At 70.7% G+C, this 26589-nt stretch carries 23 protein-coding genes; 12 read left to right on the top strand and 11 right to left on the bottom strand.

From position 1 onward, the window contains the following. Nucleotide 1: 1 nt before the first annotated feature. Together O0S08_RS50905 and O0S08_RS50900 are read right to left on the bottom strand one after the other, a co-directional pair. A complete protein-coding gene (locus O0S08_RS50905; protein WP_269036830.1) occupies nucleotides 2-1081 on the bottom strand; it encodes a hypothetical protein in 1080 nt (359 codons plus the stop codon). Nucleotides 1082-1768: 687 nt separating this feature from the next. Next, complete coding sequence (locus O0S08_RS50900) at nucleotides 1769-2194, bottom strand: SiaC family regulatory phosphoprotein (protein WP_269036829.1); 426 nt, start codon at nucleotides 2192-2194, stop codon at nucleotides 1769-1771. Between the two features lie 182 nt (nucleotides 2195-2376). Here O0S08_RS50900 and O0S08_RS50895 point away from each other — a divergent pair, with 182 nt between their 5' ends. From O0S08_RS50895 to O0S08_RS50870, 6 genes are all read left to right on the top strand, one after another. Continuing rightward, complete coding sequence (locus O0S08_RS50895) at nucleotides 2377-3909, top strand: WGR domain-containing protein (protein WP_269036828.1); 1533 nt, start codon at nucleotides 2377-2379, stop codon at nucleotides 3907-3909. Between the two features lie 584 nt (nucleotides 3910-4493). Beyond that, complete coding sequence (locus tag O0S08_RS50890) at nucleotides 4494-5387, top strand: DMT family transporter (RefSeq protein WP_269036827.1); 894 nt, start codon at nucleotides 4494-4496, stop codon at nucleotides 5385-5387. Nucleotides 5388-5513: 126 nt separating this feature from the next. After that, entirely contained in the window at nucleotides 5514-5999 is a 486-nt protein-coding gene (locus O0S08_RS50885; RefSeq protein WP_269036826.1) for a type II toxin-antitoxin system RatA family toxin, read from the top strand. A 313-nt stretch (nucleotides 6000-6312) separates the two neighbouring features. After that, nucleotides 6313-6453, top strand: a complete 141-nt coding sequence (locus O0S08_RS50880) for a hypothetical protein (protein ID WP_269036825.1) — start codon at nucleotides 6313-6315, stop codon at nucleotides 6451-6453. A gap of 338 nt (nucleotides 6454-6791) precedes the next feature. Continuing rightward, nucleotides 6792-7541 (top strand): hypothetical protein, encoded by a 750-nt coding sequence (locus tag O0S08_RS50875; protein ID WP_269036824.1) that lies wholly within the window; start codon nucleotides 6792-6794, stop codon nucleotides 7539-7541. A gap of 67 nt (nucleotides 7542-7608) precedes the next feature. Further along, nucleotides 7609-8460 (top strand): hypothetical protein, encoded by an 852-nt coding sequence (locus O0S08_RS50870; RefSeq protein WP_269036823.1) that lies wholly within the window; start codon nucleotides 7609-7611, stop codon nucleotides 8458-8460. 65 nt (nucleotides 8461-8525) lie between these two features. Here O0S08_RS50870 and O0S08_RS50865 read toward each other — a convergent pair whose 3' ends face one another. Together O0S08_RS50865 and O0S08_RS50860 are read right to left on the bottom strand one after the other, a co-directional pair. Beyond that, nucleotides 8526-11663, bottom strand: a complete 3138-nt coding sequence (locus tag O0S08_RS50865) for an efflux RND transporter permease subunit (RefSeq protein WP_269036822.1) — start codon at nucleotides 11661-11663, stop codon at nucleotides 8526-8528. A gap of 9 nt (nucleotides 11664-11672) precedes the next feature. Beyond that, on the bottom strand, nucleotides 11673-12977 hold the full coding sequence (locus O0S08_RS50860) for an efflux RND transporter periplasmic adaptor subunit (protein ID WP_269036821.1): 1305 nt from the start codon (nucleotides 12975-12977) through the stop codon (nucleotides 11673-11675). Nucleotides 12978-13072: 95 nt separating this feature from the next. On the opposite strand from O0S08_RS50860, the gene O0S08_RS50855 reads away from it, so the two are divergent. Then, complete coding sequence (locus O0S08_RS50855; RefSeq protein ID WP_269036819.1) at nucleotides 13073-13744, top strand: TetR/AcrR family transcriptional regulator; 672 nt, start codon at nucleotides 13073-13075, stop codon at nucleotides 13742-13744. Between the two features lie 109 nt (nucleotides 13745-13853). Here O0S08_RS50855 and O0S08_RS50850 read toward each other — a convergent pair whose 3' ends face one another. From O0S08_RS50850 to O0S08_RS50840, 3 genes are all read right to left on the bottom strand, one after another. Then, nucleotides 13854-14801 (bottom strand): NAD(P)-dependent alcohol dehydrogenase, encoded by a 948-nt coding sequence (locus O0S08_RS50850; RefSeq protein WP_269036818.1) that lies wholly within the window; start codon nucleotides 14799-14801, stop codon nucleotides 13854-13856. 268 nt (nucleotides 14802-15069) lie between these two features. Continuing rightward, the gene (gene dusA, locus O0S08_RS50845) at nucleotides 15070-16053 is read right to left on the bottom strand and encodes a tRNA dihydrouridine(20/20a) synthase DusA (RefSeq protein ID WP_371879590.1); all 984 of its coding nucleotides are present in this window, start codon (nucleotides 16051-16053) and stop codon (nucleotides 15070-15072) included. Between the two features lie 90 nt (nucleotides 16054-16143). Further along, a complete protein-coding gene (locus O0S08_RS50840) occupies nucleotides 16144-16776 on the bottom strand; it encodes a hypothetical protein (protein WP_269036815.1) in 633 nt (210 codons plus the stop codon). Between the two features lie 295 nt (nucleotides 16777-17071). Here O0S08_RS50840 and ligD point away from each other — a divergent pair, with 295 nt between their 5' ends. Beyond that, entirely contained in the window at nucleotides 17072-17983 is a 912-nt protein-coding gene (gene ligD / locus O0S08_RS50835) for a non-homologous end-joining DNA ligase (RefSeq protein WP_269036814.1), read from the top strand. Between the two features lie 362 nt (nucleotides 17984-18345). Here ligD and O0S08_RS50830 read toward each other — a convergent pair whose 3' ends face one another. Next, nucleotides 18346-19893, bottom strand: coding sequence for a hypothetical protein (locus tag O0S08_RS50830; RefSeq protein WP_269036813.1), 1548 nt, complete (start codon nucleotides 19891-19893; stop codon nucleotides 18346-18348). Between the two features lie 359 nt (nucleotides 19894-20252). Between O0S08_RS50830 and erpA the strand changes: the two genes are divergently transcribed. Together erpA and O0S08_RS50820 are read left to right on the top strand one after the other, a co-directional pair. Continuing rightward, nucleotides 20253-20648, top strand: a complete 396-nt coding sequence (gene erpA / locus O0S08_RS50825; protein WP_267773565.1) for an iron-sulfur cluster insertion protein ErpA — start codon at nucleotides 20253-20255, stop codon at nucleotides 20646-20648. A gap of 24 nt (nucleotides 20649-20672) precedes the next feature. After that, entirely contained in the window at nucleotides 20673-22067 is a 1395-nt protein-coding gene (locus O0S08_RS50820; RefSeq protein WP_269036812.1) for an FAD-binding oxidoreductase, read from the top strand. A 422-nt stretch (nucleotides 22068-22489) separates the two neighbouring features. Here O0S08_RS50820 and O0S08_RS50815 read toward each other — a convergent pair whose 3' ends face one another. Further along, on the bottom strand, nucleotides 22490-22678 hold the full coding sequence (locus O0S08_RS50815; RefSeq protein WP_269036810.1) for an addiction module protein: 189 nt from the start codon (nucleotides 22676-22678) through the stop codon (nucleotides 22490-22492). Nucleotides 22679-22762: 84 nt separating this feature from the next. Between O0S08_RS50815 and O0S08_RS50810 the strand changes: the two genes are divergently transcribed. Then, on the top strand, nucleotides 22763-23074 hold the full coding sequence (locus O0S08_RS50810; protein WP_269036809.1) for a hypothetical protein: 312 nt from the start codon (nucleotides 22763-22765) through the stop codon (nucleotides 23072-23074). A 51-nt stretch (nucleotides 23075-23125) separates the two neighbouring features. Here the strand turns inward: O0S08_RS50810 and O0S08_RS50805 are convergent, their stop codons facing one another. Next, entirely contained in the window at nucleotides 23126-24202 is a 1077-nt protein-coding gene (locus tag O0S08_RS50805; protein ID WP_269036808.1) for a type I glyceraldehyde-3-phosphate dehydrogenase, read from the bottom strand. A 218-nt stretch (nucleotides 24203-24420) separates the two neighbouring features. Between O0S08_RS50805 and O0S08_RS50800 the strand changes: the two genes are divergently transcribed. Further along, on the top strand, nucleotides 24421-25992 hold the full coding sequence (locus O0S08_RS50800; protein WP_269036807.1) for a hypothetical protein: 1572 nt from the start codon (nucleotides 24421-24423) through the stop codon (nucleotides 25990-25992). Nucleotides 25993-26131: 139 nt separating this feature from the next. On the opposite strand, the gene O0S08_RS50795 is transcribed toward O0S08_RS50800, so the two are convergent. Beyond that, the gene (locus O0S08_RS50795; RefSeq protein WP_096329524.1) at nucleotides 26132-26329 is read right to left on the bottom strand and encodes a hypothetical protein; all 198 of its coding nucleotides are present in this window, start codon (nucleotides 26327-26329) and stop codon (nucleotides 26132-26134) included. Nucleotides 26330-26589: the final 260 nt, after the last annotated feature.

Raw genomic sequence — 26589 nt, 5'->3', positions numbered from 1 at the left:
CTCAGAGCTGCGTCAGGCGCAGCGTGAAGTCGAGCGTCAAGCTGGCCACGCTGTCGACCTGCACCTCCCACGTGCAGGCAGCGAAAGGCAACTCCAGCTCGTCGCCGCCGCCCAGCGATTTATAGTCGTACGATTCAGGCGCGAACTCGCCCGTGTCGACACAGTCGACTGGAACGAGACGGAGCGAGCCCCCATTCGCCAGGAATTCGACACGCACCGTGCCCGGTTGGGCGAGCGTGAAGCAGTGACTCCGAAGAGTGACGTATGTACCATCCCGCGGACCCGTGGTGTGAGGGGCTTCGCAGTCGACGGTGTCCGTGAACTCCAGCACCGACCCCGCCCATGCCAGGGCGTAGGATGGGTCGCAGCTCTCCGACCAGGCGTACTCCTCCGGCGCCGACGCCCGCCAAGCGCTGTCGGCGTCCTCCATCGAAAGGCCGAAGTGACTGACAAATGCATCGTCATACGCCTCTCCATCGAGGTATCGCGGATCGTTGAGGAACGCCACGAGCGTTCCATCGCCATACACCATTCGCAACCATGACACGAAGTGTGCCGCGGTAGCGTAATCCCCTGGGATGAACTTGCCCTCGCCGCGGGGAAAGTCCGCCAGCACTTCGGGCCCACGCTCGATCTCACTTGGGTGCAGCCACGCAGAATACGGGTCCCACCGATAGCCGGACAGCATCTCGGCAATGCCCTCCTCGAACAACCAGGTGCCGACGGCGCCGCCATCGCCCTGGCTCTGTCGAACCGCGTGGACGAGCTCATGGAAGATAGAGCCGCTGGTTGCGAAGACACCGCTCGCCCGGGCACATCCGCCCCAGCTCCCTCCGCAACCCTCCGTGACCGCAGAGGGTCCGTAGAACACCGGGATTTGCGAGGGCGGGTCAATCCCGAGGAATGCAGCCACCCGTTCCATCTGCATATCCATGATTGCCAGCGTGCCGGCACAGAGCACCTCGCCGTCGTACAGCTCGACCTCGAGGTGCTCCGTGACGTACCGCGGCCGTTCCGCGTCGCCGCAGGCCACGCAGCCGAGGATTGCCCAGCGGCCGATCCAGCGACGTGAGCGGCTCATCGGCAGGCCCTCGTAGGCGATGGGCCCCACATCCACGTGGCCCTCAAGGCATCGGGGATGCGCCAATAATGATTCAAGGTTGTCCGTTTGGGTCGGAACTGGCCGAGCATACTCGATTCTCACAGTAGATTCGGACGCAGAGAAAATCTGCCCGATCGGAACCCTCAGCGCAAGGACCTCAAAATCTCCAATATTGTGAGACGAAGGCACAACGCGAGTTGGTGGCCCCCAGTAACAGTTGGGAGCCGCTTCATCGAAGCCCCCCGGCACGAGTTACAGCTACACCCTCGATTCGGTTCCTCTCGCTCCTCCGCGCACAGCCGCTCGCGGTTCAGGCGCGGCCGGGCCCCGGATCTCGGCTGCGCCGACCGTCACGCACCAAGAGAGCTCCCGTGGACGGGGGCCGGGGCGACCTGGCCCTGAGTTCCGCAGAACGAGGCAATTGCCGCCTCGAAACGCCCTGCCGCCTCGAATTTCGAGGACTGTCTGAAGGGACAGGTCGCCCCGGACACCGGCTCGCGACCCTCGCCGCGCCTCATCCGGGGCCCGACCGCGCCGTGCGACGTCCGCCTCGAAGCGACTGCTCCTCGCGACCTCTCCTCGCAGCAACGCCCTCGAAGCCCGCACCAGCCCCCAAAAAATGCAAAGAGCCGCGGGCGAGCGGCTCTTTTCACCCCCGCCACCGCTTCAAACCGCGATCCCGAGCACCGCCGAGTGATTCACCACAGTGCTGACCACACGAATCGCCAGCCCGGACATCATCGCCAGGTCGCCTGCCACATCGACCATGTCTTCGTCGCCTGGGTCGATGTACCAGGTCGCGCGGACCTCGGCCCCGCGGTTGGCCCACTTTTTCAGGCGGCGCAGCAGCGCCAGCAGCTGCGGTCGAGTCGCCGCGCTGAAGAACGTCAGGCGCAGCTCGAACACCACCGATGCTGGTGGGGAGGTGATCAGCATGTCGAGCCAGAGGATCAGGGGCGCATAGAACTGCGCGGCCTCTTCGGGGTGGCTTTCGCCCTCGAGGCGTAGAAGCCCCAGCTCGCCGTCGAAATCCACGCGCGGGGTGGGGAAGCTACCGGCCTGGGCTGGTAAATAAAGGCGTTCCGCGAGCAAGAGACCCCTCCTTCGCGCCACGATCACCGATCGTCTCGCTCTGGGCAAGAGCCCCCAACCGTGGGGCCCCCTAGGCTCCAGATCGGCAGAACCCCTCCTCTCCACGCGCGCATACGCGCGCAAGCCCGCGAGCCGCGGGGGATGGGGCGACGGTGTACCTTCGGCATGGCAGGAGCTACGCGATGAGCGACGAGCGGACGTATCTCGAGCTGTCCGAAGAGGGCGGCGGCTCGCACAAGTTTTACGAGGTCATCGTCAGGGGCAAGCAGGTCGACATCCGCTACGGGCGGATCGGCGACGCCGGGCAGTCCCAGAGCAAGAGCTACGCGAGCCCCGCCGAGGCCCAGAAGGAGGCGCAGAAAGCCATCCAGGGCAAGCTCAAGAAGGGCTATGCGCAGGCAGTGCAGGGCGTCCGCAAGAAGCGCTCTGTCACCGAGCGGCCGGTGGCGACCAGCCGGGCGGCCGCGGCCGGCACCACCCGCGCTCCGGTCCTGTGGCGCTACGACAGCGGCGACCGCGCCTTCGGCGTCTTCGTCGACGACGAGCTGTGCTGGGTCGGCGACGACGACGGCCAGATCTCCGCGCTCGACCACGACGGCAAGGTCGTGCGGCGCATGAAGGTCCCCGAGGGCGTCATGAGCCTCGTGCGCGACGATCAGTGGCTCTACTGCGGCTGCCAGGACGGCAAGGTCTACGACCTCTCGGGCGCCCAGCCCTTCGAGGCCTACGAGATCAGCGAAGACGTCAACATCCTCTGGCTCGACATCCACGACGGCTCGCTCGCGGTCAGCAGCAACGACGGCCAGGTCACCGTCCTCGACCACGACTGCGACAAGCTGTGGGCCAAGAAGAGCTTCAATCACGGCGGCTGGATGGTCCGCTGCGACGGCGCCGGCATCTACCACGGCCACGCCGACGGCATCACCGCCTACGACTGGAGCGGCAAGAAGCTGTGGGCCAAGAAGACCGAGGGCAGCGTCCTGTTCGGCTGGCAGGAGGACACCGAGGTCTACGCCGGCACCACCAGCGATCACGTCGAGGTCTTCACCAAGGCCGGCGTCCAGGGTCGGCGCTACAAGTGCGACGACAGCGTCTTCTCGTGCGCCGCCGCCCCCGGCGGCAAGTACGTGTTCGCCGGCGACAACGCCTCCTCGGTCTATTGCTTCGACCGCGCCGGCACCCGCCTGTGGAAGCTCGACACCACCTGCGGCTCCGCGCTGTCGATGCAGTACCACGCCGACAAGCTCTACATCGTCACCGGCGACGGCGCCTTCGCCTGCATCGACGTCAGCGAGGCAGCGATCGCCCAGGCGCGCGAGGGCAAGGTCCCCGACCTCAAGCTCGTCAAGGCCGAGCGCAGCGTCCAGGTCGCGACCGTCGGCCAGGCCCTGCCGCAGGCCGCCGCCGGGGCCACCGGCGTGCTCGTCGAGTGCATCGAGGAGGGCGGCAAGGTCCGCGTCCGCCCGCTGTCGCCGGGCTTTGATAAGGACTTCAACGTCCAGTTCCCGCGCGACATCCGCACGCCGGGCACGCGCTACCTCGTCGACGGCCTCGAGCTGTCGGGCAGCGGCGGCTTTTACCGCGTGCGCGGGCAGATCCGCCTCGCCCCCACCGCCGCGGGCGAGGCCGCCGGACCGGTCGTCGCCAAGACCGCGGCCAAGAAGGTCGCCAAGGCCGCGCCGGCCAAGAAGACCGCCAAGAAGGTCAGGGCCTGAGCCGCGAAACGCCGCGACCCCCTCGCGCGCCGGACCTCGACACCCCCGCATCTCTCCGCGCCGGCGACCTCGATCCATCACGCCTCGAGGTCGCCCCGGCCGCGCCTCTCCCACTGCCCGAGCCACCTCGGTCCATCCCTCCTCGAGGTCGCCCCGGCCGCGCCTCTCTCACCGCCCGAGCGACCTCGGTCCATCCCTCGCTAGGTCGCCCCGGCCGCGCCTCTCTCACCGCCGCAGCCACCTCGGTCCATCCCTCGCTAGGTCGCCCCGGCCGCGCCTCTCCCACCGCCCGAGCGACCTCGGTCCATCACTCCTCGAGGTCGTTCCGCGCGGTCGCCTCTCACACCGGGTGATGCGACCTGTCGCGCCTCGAAGTCACCGCGCGGCCGGTGTCCGTCGCGGACACTCGCCCGTCGCGTCGCGGCCTCCCGCGCCGTGACGCACCCGAGCGCACCGCTCACGGGACATGTCCTGAAGGACACTTCATTCTCGCCTCACGCCTCGCGGGCGCGTGCGCTCGCGCCGACCCGGCGCCTGTCGCGGCGGTTCGACGACACGGCCACCTCGGTATACTGCGCGGCGCAGTGGCGGCCGTCGGCTACATCTTGCTGTGCCTCATCTGGGGTTCGACCTGGCTGGCGATCAAGCTCGGCGTCGACGCCGGCATGCCGCCGCTGCTGGGCGCCTCGCTGCGGTTCGCCATCGCGGCCGCGCTGTTGCTCCCGGCCGCGCTCGTCATGGCCCCGGCCTCCTTCCGCGACCGCACCGCCTGGCGGCTCGCGCTCCTCGTCGGCCTGCTCAGCTTCGGCTTCGGCTACGGCTGCACCTACGTCGCGGCCCTGTGGATCCCCTCCGGCCTGGGCTCCCTGACCTTCGGCTTCTTCCCCTTCTGGGTCGCCGTCCTCGCGCACTTCATCTTGAAGGAGCGCCTCACCCTCGCCAAGCTGCTCGCCATCGTCTTCGGCTTCTCCGGCCTCGCCTTGCTGTCGTACGGCAGCCTGCGCGAGCTCGGCTCCGACACCGCGCTCGGCGTCGCCATCGTCACCGCCTCCGTGCTCGTGCAGGGCTACCCGCAGGTCATGATCAAGCGCGACGGCAAGGACGTGCCCACCGTCTTCCTCAGCGGCGCCGGCATGTTGATCGGCAGCCTCGTCCTGCTCCTGGTCGCCGGGGCCGCGGGCGAGTGGTCGCGTCCGTTCCCGTGGACGCCCACAGTCATGCTCTCGATCGCCTACCTCGCGCTGATGGGCTCGATCGTCACCTTCATGATCTACTACGGCCTCCTCAAGCGGCTGAGCGCCACCCTCATGGCCCTCGTCGCCCTCATCACCCCGCCGATCGCCGTCGTCCTCGGCGGCATCTATCGCAGCGAACAGCTGGGCGCCCTCACCCTCACCGGCGGGGCGATCGTCCTCGTCGGCGTCGGCCTGTTCCAGCTCGAGGAGCGCCGCGTCGCCCGCCTGCGACGCCGCGCCTGATCCTCGCCGCGCCTGATCTTCGCCGACCCGCGGGCGCCCACACGCCCGCCACGGAACACGATCCCGCGGCACCTCGTCGCGCCGCGCCCGCTCGCGCCGCGCTCCGCGGTAGGCTGCCGCCCAGCCATGCCGACGATCGCCGCCGACCTCGAGATCGACGCCCCGCACGCCGAGCTGTTCGAGCTGGCCCAGGACTACGACCTCCGCCTGCGCTGGGACCCATTTTTAAACAGTATGAAGTTCCTGGGCGGCGCCACCGAGGCGGCCGTCGGCGTGCGCGTGTGGGTCCGCGCGCACAACGGCCTGACGATGGAGGTCGAGTACATCACCGTCAACCCGCCCGACCAGGTCGCGATGAAGATGACCCGGGGGCCATGGCTCTTCCGACAGTTCTCCGGCGCATGGCTCTTTAAACGGCTGGCCGAGGACCGCACCCGCGTGGTCTTCCGCTACAACTTCGCCACTCGCCCGCGACTCGCCGCCCCGGTGGTCGAGCCGATCGTCGCTCGCGTCCTGACCCGCGACATGCGCCTGCGCCTGGAGGGCCTCAAGCGCAGCGCCGAGACCACCGACATCCTCGCCGAGCTGCGCGGGCGGCCCTCGCCGCGCTGATGCGCCGCCGACCTGTCCCATCGGACAGTCTTACCTGCCCGGCCGCGGCACGCCGCGTCGTTCGAGAGGACCATGACTGCCGCGCCGCCGATTATCGCTCCACATGTCTCATCGGACAGACTCTCCTCCCGACCGCAGAACGCCTGTGGCGTCGCCGACACCCCGATGGGGCCGCGTAATCAAGGCATGTCTCATGAGACAGGCGCTCGGCACCACGACCTCGCGGAGATGGAACGGAGTCTCGAGCCTGCGACGCAAATCTTGCCTGGGCGGCCTGCCCGCCGGACCGGCGCCAGGACGGAGACGCGCTACATTGCGAGGCTATGGAACCCTCGGCCTGTCGCAGGAGTACTACGCGTGCCTCACCGAGCTGCCGTGCATGGACTTCGAGATGCACGCCGGCTGCGACGCTCAGCAGACCAAGGTGACCGAGACCTGCGGCACCGGCCTGTAGCCGCAACGAACCACATGTCCCCGAGGACAGGCTTCAAGAGCGCCTCGCTCTCCGCGCGCTCCGCGAGCCGTCGCCGAGCGAACAACCGCCATCCCTCGACTCCCCTCGCGCTCGCCGTCGCCGACGCACCTCGCGGGTCGCGAGGAGCCCGCGCACTCCGCCGCACCCGGCTCCGCGGCCCTCCAGGCGACATACCTCCATGAGACACGGCATCTCCGCCACTTCCTGGCGGGGGCCATGAGGTCTGGGGCCCGCGACGCGGATTCAACCTCTCCTGAGCGGTCCCGCCCGCCCTCCAAGCGCGCATCCGGGCCGCGGACGCGATACATTGCGAGGATATGGAGTCTTCGGCCTATCGCAGCCTCGCCTTCCTGTTCTCGCTCGGCTCCTTACCGATCGCCTGCAATCCCGACGGTGACGACACCACCGACGACAGCGGCGGGACCACCGACTCGACGAACGGCACCACCGACGGCACGCAGACCACGACGACCGCGACGACCGGCGACACGGCCACCGAGCCGACCACCGGCGGCGCGAGCGAGCCGACCACCGGCGGCACGACCGAGCCCGGCACCACGACCGAGACCGGCGGCGGCGGGGAGGCCTGCGAGGCGTACGTCGCCTACCTGATCAAGTGCGAGCCCGAGGCCGAGGCGATGAAGGACATGTATCTCGCCTACTGCGCGATGATCCGCGCCCAGGTCGAGGCCATCTACGGTCCGGTCTGCCTCGCCGCGCACGACGCCGTCTACGAGTGTCTACAGGCCAGCGATTGCACCGACGAGACCGCGTGCGAGGCCGAGGTCGAGGCCTCGAACGGCTGCTTCCCCGAGGCCGGCGCCGCCTGCACTGCCTTCGGCGCCAAGGAAGCCGAGTGCTACGACGAGCCGGTGCCCGACTACGCGGCCGGCTCGTGCCAGGTCTACCTCAACTCCCAGGTCTACTACAGCAGCCCCGCGTGCGGCGAGGCGCTCGAGGAGTGGTTCGCCTGCCTCGTCGATCTGCCGTGCGTCGAGTTCGAGATGCAAGCCGGCTGCGAGGCGCAGCGGGACGAGGTCACAGGCGCCTGCGGCGGCGGCCCCTAGCCCCGGCGGCGACCTGTCCCCAGGGACAGTCGCCAGCGCTGCGGCGCCGCCCGGACGAACGACCACCATGCCCGCGTCCATCGTCAGCACCCACCTCGCCCGCGCCCTCGCGCTCCTGGCCCCGGCCCCGCCCCCGCCCGGGGTCACGCGCTACCTCGGCCTCTACGCCCCCTCGTTTCACCCCCACACGCTCGTCACGATCGACTGTCCTTCGGGACATGCCGGCGAAGTCCGCCTCGCCTCGTTCGCCACCGGCCTGCATGCGCCGTCCGAGCTGCCCGCCCACTGGGAGGACCGCGCAGTCGTCGACGAGGCCCGCATCGAAGCGCTGCGACGCCTCCTCGACCCGCTCGCCCTCGCCGACGCCGACGCCAGAGTGTGCATCGACGGCATCGCCCTGCTCGGGGCGATCACCGCCGTCGACGGCACCACCTCGAGCTTCGAGGCGAGGAGCCCGCGCCCAGGCGACCCGTCGCACACCTGGTTCGCGGCGCTCCACGCCCTCGCCCGCGAGCTCCTGAAGCAGGAGGCGACGCAGCTCCGCCTCGAGCAGCTCCACGGCTACCTCGCGCTCGGGCCGCCGCTCGCCGACCTGGGCGGCGTCCCGCGCCACCTGCGGATCTTCGGCCACCTCACCAGCGACGACGAGCCCGCCCTCCGCGACTTCTTCGCCGCCGCCCCGCCGGGCGCGCCGGTGCTCGTCGACCTGCGCAACTTCGAGGGGATGGCCGGCGCCCTCTTCCCCGTCCTCCGCAGCCTCGACCGCTCGCCTCGTCCCGTCGCATGGTTCGCCCCGGATGGAGTCCAGCAAAGGCTCCTCGCCGCCGCCGTCGACCCCTCGCACCTGTTCTCCGGCCTCGAGGCCGCGCGGCGGTACCTCGCCGGGAAGGCCGCGGGCTCCGCTCCGCCCGCGGAGTGAATCGCCGACCTCGCCTCGTGTTCTTCAAGGACATGTTCTGAAGAACATGTCCAGAAGCCCATGTCCTAGTGGGCAGGCTCTCGCACCGGCGCCGGCACCTGGGCGACGGTGCGGGGCGGCGGGTCGCGGCGCGCGATCACCACGTAGAACACGGGCACCAGCGCGATGCCGAGGAACGTGCCGGTCGTGACGCCGCCGAGCACGGCCACGCCGATGGCGTTCTGGGCGCCCGCGCCGGCGCCGGAGGACAGCGCGAGCGGCAGCACGCCGAGGCCGAACGCCAGCGACGTCATCAAGATCGGTCGCAGGCGCTCGCGGGCCGCCTCGAGCGCGGCCTCGACCCCGCTCTTGCCCTGCTCGCGCAGCTCCTTGGCGAATTCGACGATGAGGATCGCGTTCTTGGCGGACAGGCCGATCGTCGTGAGCAGGCCGACCTGGAAGTAGACGTCGTTGGCGAGGCCGAACAGCAGGGTCGACGACACCGCGCCGGCGACCCCGAGCGGGACGCCGAGGAGCACCGCGATCGGGATCGACCAGCTCTCGTACAGCGCCGCGAGGCACAGGAACACCACCAGGAGCGACAGCGCGTACAGCATCATCGCGCCCGCGCCCGACATCCGCTCCTCGTACGACAGGCCCGACCACTCGTGGCCGATGCCGGCGGGCATCTGCGTCATCAGCCGCTCGAGCGTCGCCATCGCGTCGCCCGAGCTGAAGCCCGGGGCCGCCTCGCCCTGGATGAGGATCGTCGGGTAGCCGCCGAAGCGGTCGAGCTTGGGCGAGCCGAACGTCCAGCTGCCGCTGGCGAACGCCGAGAAGGGCACCATCTCGCCGTTCTTGTTGCGCACGTACCAGCGGCTGATGTCGTCGGGCTGCATGCGGTACGGCGCGTCGCCTTGCAGGTACACCCGCTTGGTGCGCCCGAGGTCGAGGAAGTCGTTGACGTAGACCCCGCCCCAGGTCGCCGCCAGCGTCGCGTTGATGTCGGACAGGCCGACGCCGAGCGCCGCCGCCTTCTCGCGGTCGACGTCGATCTTGAACTGCGGCGTGTCGTCGAGCCCGCCCTGGCGCACCTTCGTCAGCGACGGCTCCTTCATCGCCAGCTCGAGCAGCTGGTCGCGCGCCGCGATCAGCGCCTCGTGCCCGAGCCCCGCGCGGTCCTCCAGCTGCAGCTGGAAGCCCGTCGCGTTGCCGAGCTCGCTGATCGCCGGCGGCACGAACGCGAACACCGTCGCCTCCTTGAACTTGCTGAACGCCCCCGAGGCCCGCTTGGTGATCGCGCTGGCGGACAGCTCCCGCTTCTCGCGGTCGTGCCAGTCGCGCAGGCGGACGAACGCGAGCCCGGAGTTCTGGCCGCGGCCGCTGAAGCCGAACCCGGAGATCGACAGCACCGACTCGACCGCCTCGGCCTCCTGCGTCAGGAAGTAGTCGGTGATCTTCTCCATCATCACCCGGGTGCGCTCCATCGTCGAACCCGGCGGGAGCAGCACCTGCACCGTGAGCGAGCCCTGGTCCTCCTCCGGCAAGAAGCCGGTCGGCACGCGCATGAACAGGAGCCCGACCCCCGCAGTGAGCGCGAGGAACCCGAGCATCGCCGTCTTCCGCCAGCGCAGCAGCCACGCCACGCCGCGCTGGTAGAGCCCGGCCGCGCGCTCGTACGAGCGGTTGAACAGGCCGAAGAACCCGCGCGTGGCCAGGCCCTGCCCGGGCTTCAGCAGCGTCGCGCACAGGGCCGGCGTCAGGATCAGCGCCACCGCCACCGACAGCGCCATCGAGGCCACGATCGTGATCGAGAACTGACGGTAGATCGTCCCGACCGAGCCGGCGAAGAACGCCATCGGGATGAACACGGTCGCCAGCACCAGCGCGATGCCGATCAGCGCCCCCGTGATCTGGTCCATCGACCGCCGCGTCGCGTCGCGCGGCGACAGCCCGGTGTCGTGCATGATGCGCTCGACGTTCTCGACCACCACGATCGCGTCGTCGACCAGCAGGCCGATCGCCAGCACCATGCCGAACATGGTCAAGGTGTTGATGCTGTAGCCGAACGCCGCCAGCACCCCGAACGTGCCCATCAGCACCACCGGCACCGCCAGGGTCGGGATCAGCGTGGCGCGGAAGCTCTGCAGGAACAGGTACATCACCGCGAACACCAGCACGATCGCCTCGGCCAGCGTCTTGACGACCTCGCGGATGGAGATCCGCACGAACGGGGTGGTGTCGACCGGATAGACCGTCTTGAGCCCCGGCGGGAAGAACTGCTCGAGCTCGACCAGGCGGGCCCGGATCGCGTCGGCGGTGTTGAGCGCGTTGGCCCCCGCGGCCAGGCGGATGCCCATCGCCGCCGTCGGCTTGCCGTTGTAGAAGCTCTCGACGTCGAAGCTCTCGCCCGCGAGCTCGATGCGGGCCACGTCGCGCAGCCGCACCTGCGAGCCGTCGGGGTTGACGCGCAGGTAGATCGCCCCGAACTCCTCCGCCGTCTGCAGGCGCGTCTGCGCCGTGATCGTCGCGTTGAGCTGCTGGCCCTTGACCTGCGGCAGGCCGCCGAACTGCCCGGCCGAGACCTGCGCGTTCTGGGCCTGGATCGCCGCGATCACGTCGAGCGGCGTCATCTTGTACGAGATGAGCCGGTCGGGGTTCAGCCACACCCGCATCGCGTACTGCGAGCCGAACGCCTGCACGTCGCCGACCCCGGGGACGCGGCTGACCGGGTCCTGCAGCGCCGACACCACGTAGTCGGCGATGTCGTTGCGGGTCATGCTGCCGTCCATCGACACGAAGCCGGCGATCAGCAGGAAGTTGCTGGCCGACTTGACCACGCGCACGCCCTGGCGCTGGACCTCCTGCGGCAGCTGCGGCATCGCCAGCTGCAGCTTGTTCTGCACCTGCACCTGGGCGATGTCGGGGTTGGTCCCGGGCTCGAACGTCAACGTCAGCTGCGCCGAGCCGGTGCCGTCGCTCGACGAGGAGACGAAGCGCAGCCCGTCGAGGCCGACCATCCGCTGCTCGATGACCTGCGTGACCGTGTCCTCGAGCGTCTTGGCCGAGCCGCCCGGATAGCTCGCGCTCACCGAGATCGTCGGCGGCGCGATCGCGGGGTACTGGGCGATCGGCAGCGACGTGATCGCCAGCCCGCCGATGAGCACCACGATGATCGCCAGGACAATGGCGAAGATCGGCCGATCGATGAAGAACCTCGACACGCGCGACTCCTACTGCTTCGCCTCGGCCTTGCCCTCGCCCGCTGCGGCGGCCGGAGCCTTGCCCTCGCTCGCCGCGGCCGGAGCCTCGGCCTTGCCCTCGCTCGCGGGCTCGCCCTGGGCGTCGCCCGCCTCGCCCGCCGACGCCACCGCCTCGGGCGGCGCTGCGCCGGCGGCCGGCTGCTCCTCGGGCGGCGCGGCCACCGTGGTGACCACCGCTCCCGGGCGGATCTTCTGCAACCCGTCGACGATCACCTGCTCGCCGGCGAACAGCCCCGAGGTCACCCGCCAGTTGTTGCCGACCACGCGATCGGCGACCAGCTTGCGCCGCTCGACCTTGTTCTCGGCGCCGACCACCATCGCCCACGCCTGCCCGCGAGTGTCGCGGGTCACCGCGCGCTGCGGCACCAGGATCGCCGCCGGGTCCTCGCCCTGATCGATGCGGGCGCGCACGAACATGCCCGGCAGCAGCTCGCCTCGCGGGTTGGGGAACACCGCGCGCAGCAGCACCGAGCCGGTCCCCGGCTCGACGGTGACGTCGGTGAACTCGAGCGTGCCCGTCTCGGAGTACTTGCTGCCGTCCTCGAGCAACAGAGTGACCGTGGTCGCCGCTCCGGCCGGACGCAGCTTGTCGCTCTCGAGCTCGCGGCGCAGCCGCTGCAGCTCGGCCGTCGACTGCGTCACGTCGACGAAGACCTTGTCGATCTGCTGGATGGTCGCCATCAGCGTCGCCGGCGACGCCTGCACGAATGCGCCCTCCGTCACCGCCGAGCGGCCGATCCGCCCGCTCACCGGCGCCGTCACGGTGGTGTAGCCGAGGTTGATCTTGGCCGTCTGCACGGCCGCCTTGCCGGCCGCGATGTCGGCCTCGATCGACCGCAGCGACGCCGTCGAGCGCTCGGCGGTCTCGAGGCTGACGGCCCCGGCGTTGCTGAGCAAATCCTCGTCGCGCTTGGCGATGTCCTGCGCGGAGGCCAGACCCGACTGCGCCCGCCGCAGGTTGGCCTGCGCCGAGCTGAGGCTCGCCTGGTACGGCGCCGCCTCGATGCGGTACAGCGGCTCGCCCTCCTTCACGTCGCTGCCCTCGACGAACAGCCGCTTCTCGACGACCCCGCTGACCCGGGCGCGGACCTCTGCGATCCGCAGCGCCGAAACCCGCCCCGGCAGCTCGCGGGTCAGAGTCACGGGGGTCGGCGCGAGCGTCAGCACCGCGACCTCGACCGGCCCTGGGGCCGATTTCGGAGCCGCTGCCGACCCCTGCGAGCCGCAGGCCACGAGCGCGAGCAAGACCAGGGGGAAGAGCCGAGACGCGAGCATGGAGCGAATTTGCGCGGCGGAGGCCGCGACCTCTCAAACAATGCTCTGTGGGCCCTTGACGGTCAAGACTGTACCGTTCAGTTTAATCGAGTCAGATGACTCACCCGGACAAATCGGCGCGCCCGTGCGCTCTGGAGCACTCCCCGAAGAAGCGCCAGATCTTGGCCGGGGCGCGCGAAGTGTTCGGCGAGATGGGCTTCGAGCGGACCAGCGTCGACCAGGTCGCTGCTCGCGCAGGGGTCTCGAAGGCCACGGTCTACAACCACTTCCTCGACAAGAAGACCCTGTTCGTCGCCTGTTTCTCGGAGGAGGCCGACGAGCTGCGTGACGCACTTCGCTGCAAATTGCTGCGCAGCGAACCGGCCGGGGAGATCGGCCCGGCCCTGCAGGCGGTCGGCGAGCACCTCGTGTCGCTGGTCCTCGCACCCGCGATCGTCGCCCTCTACCGCAACACCTCGGCGGAGATCGATCGCTTCCCCGAGCTCGGCGCGCTCCTGTACGAGCGCGGCCCGGCGGCGATGCACGCGGCCATGGCCGAGTACCTGCGCCGCTGGCACGACCTCGGCGCCCTGAACCTGCCCGACGTCCACGCCGCCGGCGTCCAGTTCTTCCTCCTGTGCAAGGGCGACCTCGCGGTCCGCTCGCAGTTCGGCGTCCTCCCCGACCCGCTCGAGCCCGCCATCGTCGCCACCGTCCAGCGCGCCGTCCACGTGTTCCTCGCCGCCTACGGCACCCCGAGCCCGCGGCCAGCCGCCGCGCAGGACTGAGTCCCATCCGCGAGACGGCGGGCCTGCCGCCCCTCGAGGACATGTCCCTTGAGACATGTCACTCGCGACATCTTCACGAGCTGTCCTTCAGGACATCGGACACGCCGACTCAGGGCAGCAGCACCAGCTTGCCCGTCAGGCGCCCGCCGCGGCTGCGCTCCAGCGCCTGCTCCGCCTGCGCCAGCGGCAAGGTCGCCTCGATGCGGACCTTCACCGCCCCGCTCGCCACCGCCGCGACGACCGCCTCGAGCCGCCCCCGCGTCGGCCGCCCGAGCACGCTCTTCGACGAGAACGGCGGCACCAGCACGTTCAGCGACTCGCCGGCCGACTCGTTGGCGATCATCACGTGCCTGCCGCCCCGCTCGAGCAGCGCGCGGCAGGCCGCCCCGGGGTAGCCGCCGGCGCAATCGACCACCAGGTGAAACGGCCCGTGCGCCCGCGCCTGGACCAGCGGATCGCCCTGCGTGTAGTCGATCACCGCCGCCGCCCCGAGCGAGCGGACCAGCTCGACGTTCCGCGTCGAACACACCCCGACCGCGCTGCCACCGACGTGCCGCGCGAACTGAACGGCCAGCTGCCCGACTCCGCCCGAGGCCCCGAGCACTAGCGCCCGCTGCCCGGCCTGCAGCCGCCCGACCTCGACCACGCACATGGACGCGGTCACGCCCGCGACCGGCAGCGCCCCCGCGACGACCATGTCGAAGTCCGCCGGCAAGACCGCCACCTGATCGTCGCGGACCACCACGGTGTCGGCGTAGCTGCCGCGCTGCTTGCGGGCGAAGTTGGTCCCGCCGACCACGCGATCGCCGACCTGCACCCGCGCCCCCTCGCCGACCGCAGTCACCACCCCGGCGAAGTCGACCCCGAACACCACCGGCGGCCGCGGCCCGAGCAGCCGCGCCGCCAGCCGCAGCGGCCCGCGCGTGCGCATCTTCCAGTCGACCGGATTGACCCCGATCGCCTGCACCTGCACCACCAGCTCCCCGCGCCGCGGCGCCGGCGTCGGCAGCTCCGTCAGCACCAGCGGCTCGCCCTGGGCCCAGCTCCTCTGCGCCATCGCCCGCATCACCCGACCTCCCGCGCGAACGGGTGAGCGCATGACCTGAAGGACGAGCCCGGGCGCAGCACCCGCGCATGGTAGCCGCGATCCGCCCCCGCGACCAGCCGCCTCCGGCTCGCCTCCCCGCGGCTCGGTGCCACGGCCGAAGGACATGTCCATCAGGACATGCAGCGCTCGGCGAGCCGCTCGTGCGCCGCCGCACCGCACGCTTCACGCCATGACCATAAAGACATGTCCATCAGGACATGCCCCAAAGGCCACCCGATCACGAGCCCGCGGCCGCGCGGTGCTCGGCGATCCGCTCGTGCGCCCGTCGCACCGCCGCGAGCGCCGCCTCCATGCGCACGGTGGGCGGCCGCTCGTCGCGGGTCTCGCTGAGGAGCCGCCTGAACTCGCGCGCCCCGGGCTGGCCGGTGAACAGCCCGAGCACGTGCCGCAGCACGGCCGACGCCTTGCGCCGCGGGTACGCCCGCAGGTGCGCCTCCGCGTGTTCGGCGTAGCGGCGCGCCACCTCGAAGCGGCTCGGCGGCGCCTCGGCCTCGGCGAAGAAGCGGCGGTCGACCTCGGCGAAGCAGTACGGGTCCTCGTAGGCCGCGCGGCCGATCATCACCGCGTCGACCCCCGCGCGCAGGTGCTCGTCCGCGGCGTCCAGGCTGCGCACGCCGCCGTTGATCTCCACGACCAGCTGCGGGCGCTCGGCCTTGAGCCGGTACACCTCCGGGTAGCGCAGCGGCGGCACCGTGCGGTTCTCCTTGGGCGACAGCCCGGCGAGGATGGCGATCCGCGCGTGCACGGTGAAGCGGTCGCTCCCCGCGGCGGCCACCGCGTCGACGAACTCCAGCATGTCCTCGTAGCGCTCGCGCCCGTCGATGCCGATCCGGTGCTTCACCGTCACCGGCAGCGACACCGCCGCCCGCATCGCCGCCACGCACGCGGCCACCCGGCTCGGCTGTCCCATCAGACATGCCCCGAAGTTCCCGCCCTGGACGCGGTCGCTGGGGCAGCCGACGTTGAGGTTGACCTCGTCGTAGCCCATGCCCTCGGCGATCCGCGCGCACTCGGCCAGCGCCTGCGGGTCGTCGCCGCCGAGCTGGAGCGCCAGCGGCCGCTCGGACGGGTCGAAGCCGAGCACGATCTCTCGCTCGCCGTGTAGCGCCGCGCCGGTCGTCACCATCTCGGTGTAGAGCAGCGCGCGCCGGCTGATCTGGCGCACCAGCCAGCGGAAGTGGCGGTCGGTCCACTCCATCATCGGCGCCACGCTGAGCGCGCGCACGACCCCTCGCCTGCCCGCCGTCGACACCGGGGTGGGATGACCGATCGCGCCGGCCGCGTCAACCCCTCACGGGGACGTGCAGCCCTGCAGCAGCACGTCGCGCGGCGCCGACAGCGTCACCGCGGCCTCGGCCCGCAGCTCCATGCCGCCCGCGAGCACGGTCACGAGGATCTTCGCCGGCTTGCCGTCGAGCTGCTCCGGATCGGTGACGCCCTCGGGCAGGTACACCGGCGCGACGCCGATGAGCCCCGCCCACGGATCGTCGCAACCGATGTGGTAGTCGACCTCGTCGCGGAAGAAGTGGCCCGCGCCGTCGAGGTTGAAGCCGTCGACCTCGACCGCGACCGTGAACTTCACCTCGTCGGCCTTCGGGTCCCACCCGCCGAGCGACGGGTAGATCCCGAACATCCACCGGCCCTCGTTGCACTCGATCGGCCACGCCTCGCCGTCGGTCAGCGCCTCGCCGCCGACGATGTACAGCGACAGGAACGGCGCCTCGGCCGCGGCCTGGAACCCGTGGCAGTAGCTCACCGCCAGCTCGCTGGTCGCGCCGGGCGCCGGGCCCGTCTCCGTCGCCGAGCCCGCCGTCGTCTCGTCGCTCGCCTCGGAGTCGGTCGCGCCCGCGGTCACCCCGCCGCTCTCGAAGTGGCACCCGGCCGCCGCCATGGCGACCCACGTGGTCAGGAGCATCTGCCGCATGCTCGCAAAGGTAGCTCGATCGCCAGGACCGCCACCCGACGCGTGTCACGCCGCGCGCACGCAGGCCGCGAGCCGCCCGCCGCGCCGTTTTCAACATGCTCTCAAGGACATGTCCAAAGAGACATTGAGTGAAGCGCGACCGCTCGCCCCGGAGTCGGCCCCGCGCCACCTGACCGTTACGCCAGGTCGGGGCGCCGCCCGCCTGCGCGGCCTCGCGCATCGGCTCGCGCGGCTGCGCGCGTGGCGTCGCCGGCCCGCTCGAGGCAGCATGCGGCCCTCACGGGGGAGCGGGCGCGTGGCCAAGGGCATCACGACACTGGAGGTCGAGGGCGAGAGCATCGAGGTCACGAGCCCGAACAAGCTGCTGTTTCCGGACGAGCAGATCAGCAAGGGCGAGCTCGTCACCTACTACCGCGACGTCGCCCCGTTCATGGTCCCGCACCTGGCCGGCCGGCCGCTGACCCTGCACTGCTTCCCGTCCGGCATCGCCGCCCGCGGCTACTTTCAGAAGGCCGCGCAGGAGCACTTCCCGGCCTACGTGCACCGCCTCGCGCTCGCCAGTCACAGCGGCGAGACCGTCTACGCGGTCGCCGACAACGCCGCCACGCTGGTCTTCCTCGCCAGTCAGAACTGCCTGGTGTTCCACCCCTGCCACGTCCACCGGGACAGCCTCGCCCGCCCCGACCTCGTGATCATCGACCTCGACCCGAGCGACGACGACTTTTCGAAGGTCCGCCACGGCGCGCGTCTGCTGCGCGACCTGTTCCCCGCCCTCGGCCTGGTCCCGTTCGTCAAGACCACCGGCTCGCGCGGCCTCCACGTGGTCGCGCCGATCCACCGCGAGCTCGACTGCGACGGCGTCAGCGAGTTCGCCCGCAAGGTCGCGCAGTACCTGGTCGCCTGCGACCCTGCCCGCTTCACCATGGACATCAACAAGAAGAAGCGCGGCGACCGGGTGTTCGTCGACTACCTGCGCAACGGCCAGGCCCAGACCGCCGTCGCCCCCTACAGCGCCCGCGCCCTCCCCTGCGCCCCCGTGGCCGTCCCGATCGGCTGGGACGAGCTCGACGACCCCGAGCTCGACGCCCGCCGCTGGCACGTCCGCAACGTCCGCGAGCGCCTGTGGGAGTTCGGCGACCTCTGGCGCGACCTCCACAGCCACGCCCGCTCGCTCCCCGACGCCTGCGAAGCCCTCGCGAGCCTCTGATCGCGCCTCGCTCGGTTCACATGTCCCTCGGGACAGCGAGGTCGAGACCGCCTGCAACACGGGAGGCAGCTTGTCTTTCAGGACAGCACCGCCCTCCCGATGCACGAGAGGTCGTCGATCGCGTCGGTGCTCGGCCATCTGGCCTTCGCGTCGGCCTGGGCATCGAGCTGCTCCTCGCCCTCGTCGACCGCTTCGCCCTCGAGATGGCCGAGACCCTCCCGGGGGCGAGGCTCGCGTCGCCGCTCGGAGCAGCCTGTCCCTCGGGACAGCTACTGTCACCCTCGCCGATCGCGTCGTCTTTAAAATTGCCGAGACCCCGCCCGGAGGCGAGGTCTCTCGGCGCGACCTGTCCCGCGGGACAGCTACTCCTTCTTCTTCGCGTCGGCCTCGGCCTTGAGCTGCTTGAGCAGCTTCTCGCCGTCGTCGATCGCGTCGTCTTCGGCGGTGCGCTGGTCGCCGGCGAGGACGGCCGTGTTGACCTTGATGTTCTCGAAGCGGGCGAGCATCTGGAACAGGGCCAGGCGCGACGCGGGGGCGGGGCCTTCGGTGTCGAACTCGTCGTCCTTGGAGGGGATCTTGATGTCGCCGGCGGCCCCGTCGACGATGCACTTGTGGGCGACCTTGAGGGCCGCCTCGGAGTCCTTGACCTTCGACGGCACCCCGTTCAGCAGCGGGAACTCGGAGTTGAAGCTGTACAGCATCGTCTCGAGCGCCGCCGTCCCGCCGCAGCTGGCGTACAGCGGGTCGTACTTGTCGGGGACCGTCGCGGTGCCCATGTCCATCGAGCCGTCGGGGCCGCGCTTGGCGAAGTCGGTGCCGGCGGTCGACAGCAGCTGGAAGTCGGTGAGCAGCTGGCGGAACAGGAACGAGTGGAGGAACGCCCGCTTGAGCTCGGTGCCGCCGAGCTTCTTGCTGAACACGAACACGAGGTCGTTGTAGCCGCCGCCGAGGTCCTCGCGGAAGAAGCCGTAGCCGATCTTCTTGTCGATGGCGACGCCCTGGGCCCGCTCGGGCACCAGCGGCGAGCCCTCGATCGCCCACAGGGTGTGCGCCTCGCCGAGGAAGTCGACGCGGTCGCGCAGCTCCTTGTAGTTGGTGAGCACCGTCAGCAGCTTCTCGTCCTTCTCGATCGCCTCCGCCCAGTCCTTGAACGGCGCGTCGACCGACTCCTTGAACGGCCGCGGCGGCACCTCTTCCTGGCCGAAGTCCTTGGCGATCTTCTTCAACACGCCGCGGAACGGCTCGTCCTGGCTGACGAGGCGGCGGGCGTACATCTTGACGCCCATCCACTTCTTCCAGATGTCCTGCTTGCCGTCGGTGTACTCCTTGCGCATCGCCTCGGCCGTGCTCTTGGCCTCGCCCGACAGCTCGCCGATCGCCTTGTCGGCCTCGGGCGTGCCGAAGAAGCTCAGCAGCTTGAGCTCGGGGTACGCGTCGAGCACCTTCGTCCTGGTCTCGTCGCCGTAGCTGTACTTCAGCTTCTCGACGATCAGCGCGAACTCCTTGCGGGCGTTCTTGCGGAACGTCCACGCGTCGGCGTCGGCTATTCCGAGGATGATCGCCCGCGCCTTGTCGGCCTTGCTGAGCCCCTTCTTGACCGTCACCACCGCCAGCACGCCCGGCTGCAGCACGTAGTTGCGGCCGCCCGTCGGCTCGACGTCGCCCTCGGTCACGTCCGGCAGGCGCTCGGTGTTCGAGTAGATCTGGGTCAGCAGCGGCCGCAGCGCCTCACGCATCTCGTCGGGCGGGATCTCCGGGATCGGGACGCCCTTGTCGTCCTTGCGGCCCGCCTTCTGGTACTCCATCTCGCGCTCGAGCATCTCCTGCCGGCTCTCGCCGCAGGCGGGAAGCGCGCCCGCGAACAGCGCGAGCGTGAGGAGCGTGAGGGGGGTGGCGTGGGTTCGTCGCATGCGTTCTCCGTGCTCCGGCCGACTTCGTGCGGCTGCGGCAAAACTGCCGCATCGCCACGGTAGGGGAAGGTCGCCGTCGCTGTCAAACATCGCCCTGCCGCCCATTCTCACCTGGCCACGCAGCGTGGGTGAAGGATTTCACTTTACTTGCCACGGGTGACCTCGAGCGAGCGCCGCGAGCATCCGTCGGCGCGCTGCATCGCCCGCGAACGCGAGGCGCAGCGATGACTCGCGACCATCGTCCTGAACGACCAACCTCGGCGTCGCGTGGCCTGCCGCACCCTGAGCCGCAGGGCCGCAGGCTTGACCCGCCCGGGGCAGCGCACCATTCTACCCGAACGTCAACTTTGGGAGCCCTGATGTCTGCAGCCACCGAGACCGCGCCCGCGACGCCGACCCAGCACGAAGCCCACGACCCGCAGATGACGGGCGCACTCGAGGTCACCGAGACCGCGGCCGCGAAGATCCGCGAGATCCGCGAGACCGAGGCGATCGAGAGCACCTACGCCCTGCGCGTCAAGGTCATGGGCGGCGGCTGCGCCGGCTTTCAGTACGACCTCTACTTCGACGAGCCCGTCGAGGGCGACAACCACTTCGAGAGCCAGGGCGTCAAGCTCGTCTGCGACCAGATGAGCTTCATGTACCTGATGGGCACCAGCATCGACTACGTCGAGGGCCTGCAGGGGGCGGGGTTCAAGTTCAACAACCCCAACACCACCGGCTCCTGCGGCTGCGGCAGCTCGTTCTCCGTCTAGCACCACGCGTCCATCTCTTGGGCCATGGCCGTCCTCGACCTCGCCGCCCTGCACGAGCGGATCTCCGCCGAGCTCGGGTCCGACGTCCTCGTCCGCGACCGTGAGCCCTACGCGCGCGACGACGGCGCCGAGGGCCCGTACATGCCGGGCCTGGTCGTGCGCCCGCGCGAGCGCGCCGAGGTCGCCCCGCTGGTCCGCCTGTGCCACGCGTTCGGCGTCCCGCTGAGCCCGCGCGGCGCCGGCACCGGCACCGTCGGCGGCTGCCTCGCCGACCACGGCGGCGTCGTCCTCGACCTCGGCGGCCTGCGCTCGATCGTCGACATCGACGAGCGCAGCATGCTCGCCGTCGTCGAGCCCGGGGTCCTCACCGCCGAGCTCCACCGCGCCGTCGAGGCGCGCGGCCTGTTCTATCCGCCCGATCCGGCGAGTCTGAAGATCTGCAGCGTCGGCGGCAACGTCGCCACCAACGCCGGCGGTCCGCGGGCCTGCAAGTACGGCGTCACCGGCAACTTCGTCCTCGGCCTCGACGTCGTCACCGGCACCGGCGCCAGCCACGAGGTCGGCCACCGCTCGATCAAGGGCGTCACCGGCTACAACCTCGCCGGCCTGCTCGTCGGCTCCGAGGGCACTCTCGGGGTCATCACGCGCTGCATCCTGCGGCTGGTCCCGCGCCCGCCGTTCGCGGTCACCCTGCTGGCCTCGTTCGCCGACGAGGCCGCCGCCTGCGACGCGGTCCATCGCTGCCTCACCGGCGGAGTCGCCCCGGCCGCGCTCGAGCTGGCCGATCGGACATGTACCGAACTGCTGGCGCGCAGCGGCACTCTGGCGGTGGAGCTGCCGCCCGGCGCGCGCGCCCTGCTGTGGGTCGAGCTCGACGGCGACGGCGCCGGCCTCGACCGCGCCCTGCTGCGCGCCGCCGACCTGTGCCGCGGAGCCGGGGCGCTGGCCGTCGCCGAAGCCACCGACCCGGCCACGCGCGAGGCCTTGTGGGACGTCCGCCGCGCCCTCAGCCACACCCTGCGCGCCCACTGGCCGAAGAAGATCAGCGAAGACGTGGCCGTCCCGCTGGCGCGCCTGCCCGACCTCGCCGCCGCGGCGCGCGAGATCGGCGCCCGTCACCGCGTCGACGTCGCCAGCTTCGGCCACGCCGGCGACGGCAACCTCCACGTCAATTTCCTATATGACCCAAAGGCCAGCCGTGACATCGGCGAACGCGTCGACCGCTGCGTCGCCGACCTGTTCGCCGCCACCATCGCCCTCGGCGGCACGCTCTCCGGCGAGCACGGCATCGGCCTCAGCAAGCGCCCGTACATGCCGCTCGAGCAGTCGCAGGAGCTCCGCGCCCTCCAGCTCGCCCTCAAGCGCGCCTGGGACCCGCAGAACATCCTGAACCCCGGCAAGGTGTTCCCGCCCGGCTGAGCCCGCACGGACGGCGCGCCCCCTCTGTCCTTCAGGACAGCTGTCGAACTCTCATCGAGCCACCTGTCCTCGGACTCGGTGCTCGAACCGCGCGGAGACCGAGCCGGATCGCCCGCGCACTCGCTCTTTCCTTCGAGCCACCTGTCCTCGGAACTCGTTATGCGCTCCAACCGAGCGGAGACCGAGCCGGATCGCCCGCGTACTCGTTCTGTCCTTCAGGACAGCTGTCGAACTCCCACCGGCCACCTGTCCCTCGGGACGGCGAGCGACCTGTCCTTTTTGCGCAACCGTCGGACCTTTCGCCGGTCACCTATCGTTCGGCCTGTCAGTTCGCGCGGACGAAGTTTTTTATCGAGCAACAGCCGGCACACGAGCTACGTACCGACGCAGACCTGTCTCTTGGGCCATCCGCCGCGCGACTCCTACGCGCGCTTGCCGAATATCTCCGCCCGCACCTGCTCCCAAGGGATGGACTCCGCGCGCCCTTCCTCGTGCTCCTTGGCGCGCCACAACACCTCTTCCTCCCAGGCGGCCTCGATCTCCGCGAGCTGCTCTTCGCTCGGCTCCGGCTCGTCGACGAGCTCCTCCGCGGGTTTGGTGGGCGCTCCCATCGCCCTTTGATAGCACGCAGCCGGAGCGCCCTCCAGTTTTGCGCGAAAATGCGCGCGAATGGCGCCTGCCGCTATCCTCGCCACATGTCCCTGCCGGTGCGCCTGTCGGGCTTCGCCACCGCCGATCCGTCTGCGCTGTATGCATTCCGGGACAACTTGCATCCGCACGGAACTCATCTTCGCCGCCTTCAGCTCGATCTGGCGCTCGATCGACTGTTCCGGCAGATCCAGGACTTTCCACTCGCCTATCCGCCCTGGCGCAAGAACATTCGCCGGATCGTCACCCGGCGATTCCTCCTGGCCATCTATTATGTGGTCGTGCAGGACCACATTCTCGTCCTGGGAATCGCCGACCGGCGCCAGGACCCGCGCCGCCTGCGATTCACCGCGCGCTGAGCGGCCCCGCCTCACGATCGAGACAAAGCCGCTCTCGCGTCACGCCGAGGCTCAGCTCTTGCTGCCGCGATTGGCGACGATCCAGTTGCTGGCGATGGCGGCGAGGTCGAGCACGCGGCCCGAGTAGCCCCATTCGTTGTCGTACCAGCCGACGATCTTCACCAGCGCGCCGAGGCCCATGCACGCGTCGACGTCGACGATGCTCGAGTGCGGGTCGCCGAGGATGTCGCTCGACACCAGCGCCTCCTTGCGGACATCGAGCACCCCGCGGAGGGCCTCGGTGGCGGCCGCCTCGCGCAGCGCCTCGATCACGCGGGCCAGCGACGGCTCGCCCTCGAGCTGGCAGACCACGTCGTAGAGCGACCCGTCGACCACCGGCACGCGCACGGCCGTGCCGTCGCACTTGCCCTTGAGGTTGGGCAGCACCTCGGAGATGGCCTTGGCCGCGCCGGTCGACGTCGGCACGATGTTGACCGGCGCCGCGCGGCCGCGGCGGAGGTCCTTGCCGGCGAGGCCGTCGACCAGGCCCTGGCCGGCGGTGTACGCGTGCGTCGTGCCGACCAGGCCCCAGCGCACGCCGAACACGCGGTCGAGCACCGCGAGCACCGGCGTCAGCGCGTTGGTCGTGCAGCTCGCGTTGGACACCAGGCGGTCCTTGGCCGGGTCGAACGTCTCCTCGTTGACGCCGACGACCAGCGTCTTGTCGACGTTCTTGCCGGGCGCGGCGAGGATGACGTGCGACGGCCCGTTGGCGTTGGCGCGATGGCCGGCCATCTGCTCGCCGGTGGTGAACTTGCCGGTCGCCTCGATGACGATGTCGACGCCGTGCTCGGCCCAGGGGATCTTGCTCGGATCGCGCTCCTTGAACAGGGAGATCGAGCCGTCACCGAGGTGCAGCGCGCCGCCCTCCGCGCGGGCCTTCGGCAGCTGATAGCGGTGCACCGAGTCGTGGCCGAGCAGGTAGGCCAGCTCGTCGGCGTCGGCGAGGTCGTTGGCGGCGACCACTTGCATCGCCGGCCCCTTGCGCACCGCGCCCGAGGCGGCGAAGTCGGCGCTCCGCGCGAGCGCGTGTCGAAGCACGAGCCGCCCGATGCGGCCCATTCCGTTGATTCCCAGGCGGATCGTCATGACGCGGCGGAGGATAGGGCAACCCCCCCGCCCTCGCAATGCCGCGCGCCTGTCCGCGACCGTGTCCGCTCGTCGCGGCGTCCGCTCCTCCGTGCTGCGAGAATTCTCTGCGCGGCCGCTCGCTCCGAGAATTCTCGTCCGCGAGCCTCGGCCTCGCAATGAAGCCGTGAGCCCGCGCATGCGTCCAGCGCGCCCACCTGCTACGGTACGCACGCCCGATGCCGAGACCTCGCCACGTCGCCCTCGCCGCCGCCCTCGTCACCGCCACGATCTCGGCCGCGCCCGGCTGCAAGAAGGCCCCGCAGCGCGTCCCCTCCACCTCCGCCGGCGCCACGCCGCGCGCCCGCACGCCCGCCGGTCCGGCCCTGCCGGCGCCGCACCAGCTGTCCCAAATGCCAGATGCCGGGGCCTTCATCGCCCGGCCCGCCGAGGTCCTCGCCGGCATCGACGCCTACCTGCCCGAGGTGCCCGCGCTCGGAGCCCTCGCCGGCTTCACGCTGCGCATGCAGGCTCCGGCCGAGCTCGCCGACAAGCTCGCCCCGCAGGTCGTCGGCGACCGGCCGTGGGCGGGCGTCCACGTGGCCGGCGAGGACATCGTCGTCCTGCCCGTGCGCCCCGGCTCGGCCGTCGCCGACGCGCTCAAGGGCTTCGAGTCGGTCGGCGACTTCGGAGCCGTCCAGCTGCCCGCCCCCGCCGGCGACGCCACCCCGAACGACGGCAAGCCGCCCGCTCCGAAGCTCGCCTGGCTCGACGGACAGACGAACAACCTCGTGTTCGCCGCCACCCTGCAGGGCCTGGCCACCAGCCGCCAGCTGCCCGCGACCTACGGCTCACGCCCGCTGTGGTTCACCCTCGCCGACACGCGCGCGCGCGCCGTCTCGCCCGACTTCCCCTACGCGCGGGTCGCCGCCGCCGGCCAGGGCCTGCACTCGCTCGACGTCCACGTGCTCGAGGCGCCCGGCAAGCCGCTGCCGAGCTCGCCGGACCTCGGCGAGGGCGCCCTGACCGGCATGCTCAAGGTCCCCGAGCTCGCGGCCGGCGTCAGCACGCGCTGGCCCGGCCACAAGAAGGCGGTGGCCGACGCGATCAAGCAGATGAACGCGGGCGTCGACCGGGCCGGGTTCGCCGCCAAGTTGATGCTCGACCCGCTGGTCGACCAGGCCGCCAAGGCGCTGCGGCGCTGGAACGGCCGCGTCCTGCTCGGCACCGGCCCGGCGCGTCACCTGCGGCTCGGCTTCGGCGCCGACGACCCCGCGGCCGGTTATCGCGACCTCGTCGGCTGCCTGCGCACTCTGGTCGACAACCTCAGCCTCGCGCGCATGTTCGCGGATGTCCCCGGGGCCAGCTTCAAGAAAGTCGGCGACAACCCGACCGTCTATCTGCTCACCGTCGACGGCGTCTCGCGCCACGTCCCCGCCGTCGGCAAGCCGCTGCTCGACGACAAGGGCCGCCTCCGCGTCGCCCTCGCCGCCAACGAGCGCGCGGGCGGCCTGCTCGTCGTCATCGGCCCCGAACCGATCCCCGTCGTCCAGCGCTGGGCCAAGGCCGCGGCCGAGGGCGAGCCGGCCAAGGACTCGACGAACGATCTGCTCTCCGCCGCGCTCGCCGTCGGCCCCGAACGGCTGAAGCCGCTGCTCGAGACCGCCTCGTCCCAGTCCATGCTGGTCACCGGCGCCCTCGGCCTCGAGGCCGACCGCGCCCCCACCCTCATGGTCCTGCAGCGCAAACCCGACCGCTACTTCACCACCATCCGCGGCCCCGAGCTCGAGCCCGGCCGCAAAGGCAATTGATTCGCGACGCACCGCCGCCGCGGACTCGAGCTCGGCGGAGCGACCCGCGCTACGTGCAGGACACGCGCCCGCCGGGGTCGTAGCGACCATCTCGCGGACAGCGCCGAAGCCGCCGCGAAATTCCCCGCGACCCCGCGGCCTAGTCCTCGTCCTTCGGCTTGCGCTCGAAGTCGGCGAGGCCGACGTTGGGCACGAACGCGAGCGCCTCCGACACGTAAAGGCCGGTGTGGAGGATCAGGTGCGTCACCGTCCGCACGAGCACGCCGCCGGGTACTTCGGCCGCGTAAGCGGCGCCGCGGTTGCCGTCTCCTTCGTGCCTGATCTCGACCCACTTCATGAGGACCTGGCTGGACTATAGACGAGCGGCCCGGTCGCGGCCAAGCCGCCCGCAATTCCGGAGTTCCCCGGTTCGGCGGGCGCAATCTCGATGCAGAGGTCTTCATCCCCCGGACCTTGCGCAGGCAGCGTGAGCCCGGGTTCGCGGTCGACCGCCTCGGGCCACCGCCGACGGCTGCCCCTCCATCCCGCGCGATGCGACGTCTCGTCACCGTCCGGCGCGCGCAATCATGCCAGTCGCGACCGACGCGTGACAATGAC

This window comes from Nannocystis punicea, from assembly GCF_026965555.1.
Classification (GTDB): Bacteria; Myxococcota_A; Polyangia; order Nannocystales; family Nannocystaceae; genus Nannocystis; species Nannocystis punicea.
Note: the sequence above shows the minus strand (reverse complement) of the source record. Positions and strands in the feature narration are given on the sequence as shown.

Excerpts from the sequence above, each read along its gene's own strand:
- dusA (WP_371879590.1), bottom strand. The coding sequence starts at position 16,053 with ATGATGGAGTGGACCGACCGCCACTTCCGCTGGCTGGTGCGCCAGATC.
- O0S08_RS50840 (WP_269036815.1), bottom strand. The coding sequence starts at position 16,776 with ATGCGGCAGATGCTCCTGACCACGTGGGTCGCCATGGCGGCGGCCGGG.
- O0S08_RS50805 (WP_269036808.1), bottom strand. The coding sequence starts at position 24,202 with ATGACGATCCGCCTGGGAATCAACGGAATGGGCCGCATCGGGCGGCTC.
- O0S08_RS50800 (WP_269036807.1), top strand. The coding sequence starts at position 24,421 with ATGCCGAGACCTCGCCACGTCGCCCTCGCCGCCGCCCTCGTCACCGCC.
- O0S08_RS50895 (WP_269036828.1), top strand. The coding sequence starts at position 2,377 with ATGAGCGACGAGCGGACGTATCTCGAGCTGTCCGAAGAGGGCGGCGGC.
- O0S08_RS50850 (WP_269036818.1), bottom strand. The coding sequence starts at position 14,801 with ATGGCGCAGAGGAGCTGGGCCCAGGGCGAGCCGCTGGTGCTGACGGAG.
- O0S08_RS50905 (WP_269036830.1), bottom strand. The coding sequence starts at position 1,081 with ATGAGCCGCTCACGTCGCTGGATCGGCCGCTGGGCAATCCTCGGCTGC.
- O0S08_RS50875 (WP_269036824.1), top strand. The coding sequence starts at position 6,792 with ATGGAGTCTTCGGCCTATCGCAGCCTCGCCTTCCTGTTCTCGCTCGGC.
- O0S08_RS50855 (WP_269036819.1), top strand. The coding sequence starts at position 13,073 with ATGACTCACCCGGACAAATCGGCGCGCCCGTGCGCTCTGGAGCACTCC.
- O0S08_RS50815 (WP_269036810.1), bottom strand. The coding sequence starts at position 22,678 with ATGGGAGCGCCCACCAAACCCGCGGAGGAGCTCGTCGACGAGCCGGAG.
- O0S08_RS50860 (WP_269036821.1), bottom strand. The coding sequence starts at position 12,977 with ATGCTCGCGTCTCGGCTCTTCCCCCTGGTCTTGCTCGCGCTCGTGGCC.
- O0S08_RS50885 (WP_269036826.1), top strand. The coding sequence starts at position 5,514 with ATGCCGACGATCGCCGCCGACCTCGAGATCGACGCCCCGCACGCCGAG.
- O0S08_RS50795 (WP_096329524.1), bottom strand. The coding sequence starts at position 26,329 with ATGAAGTGGGTCGAGATCAGGCACGAAGGAGACGGCAACCGCGGCGCC.
- erpA (WP_267773565.1), top strand. The coding sequence starts at position 20,253 with ATGTCTGCAGCCACCGAGACCGCGCCCGCGACGCCGACCCAGCACGAA.
- O0S08_RS50830 (WP_269036813.1), bottom strand. The coding sequence starts at position 19,893 with ATGCGACGAACCCACGCCACCCCCCTCACGCTCCTCACGCTCGCGCTG.
- O0S08_RS50820 (WP_269036812.1), top strand. The coding sequence starts at position 20,673 with ATGGCCGTCCTCGACCTCGCCGCCCTGCACGAGCGGATCTCCGCCGAG.
- O0S08_RS50870 (WP_269036823.1), top strand. The coding sequence starts at position 7,609 with ATGCCCGCGTCCATCGTCAGCACCCACCTCGCCCGCGCCCTCGCGCTC.
- O0S08_RS50810 (WP_269036809.1), top strand. The coding sequence starts at position 22,763 with ATGTCCCTGCCGGTGCGCCTGTCGGGCTTCGCCACCGCCGATCCGTCT.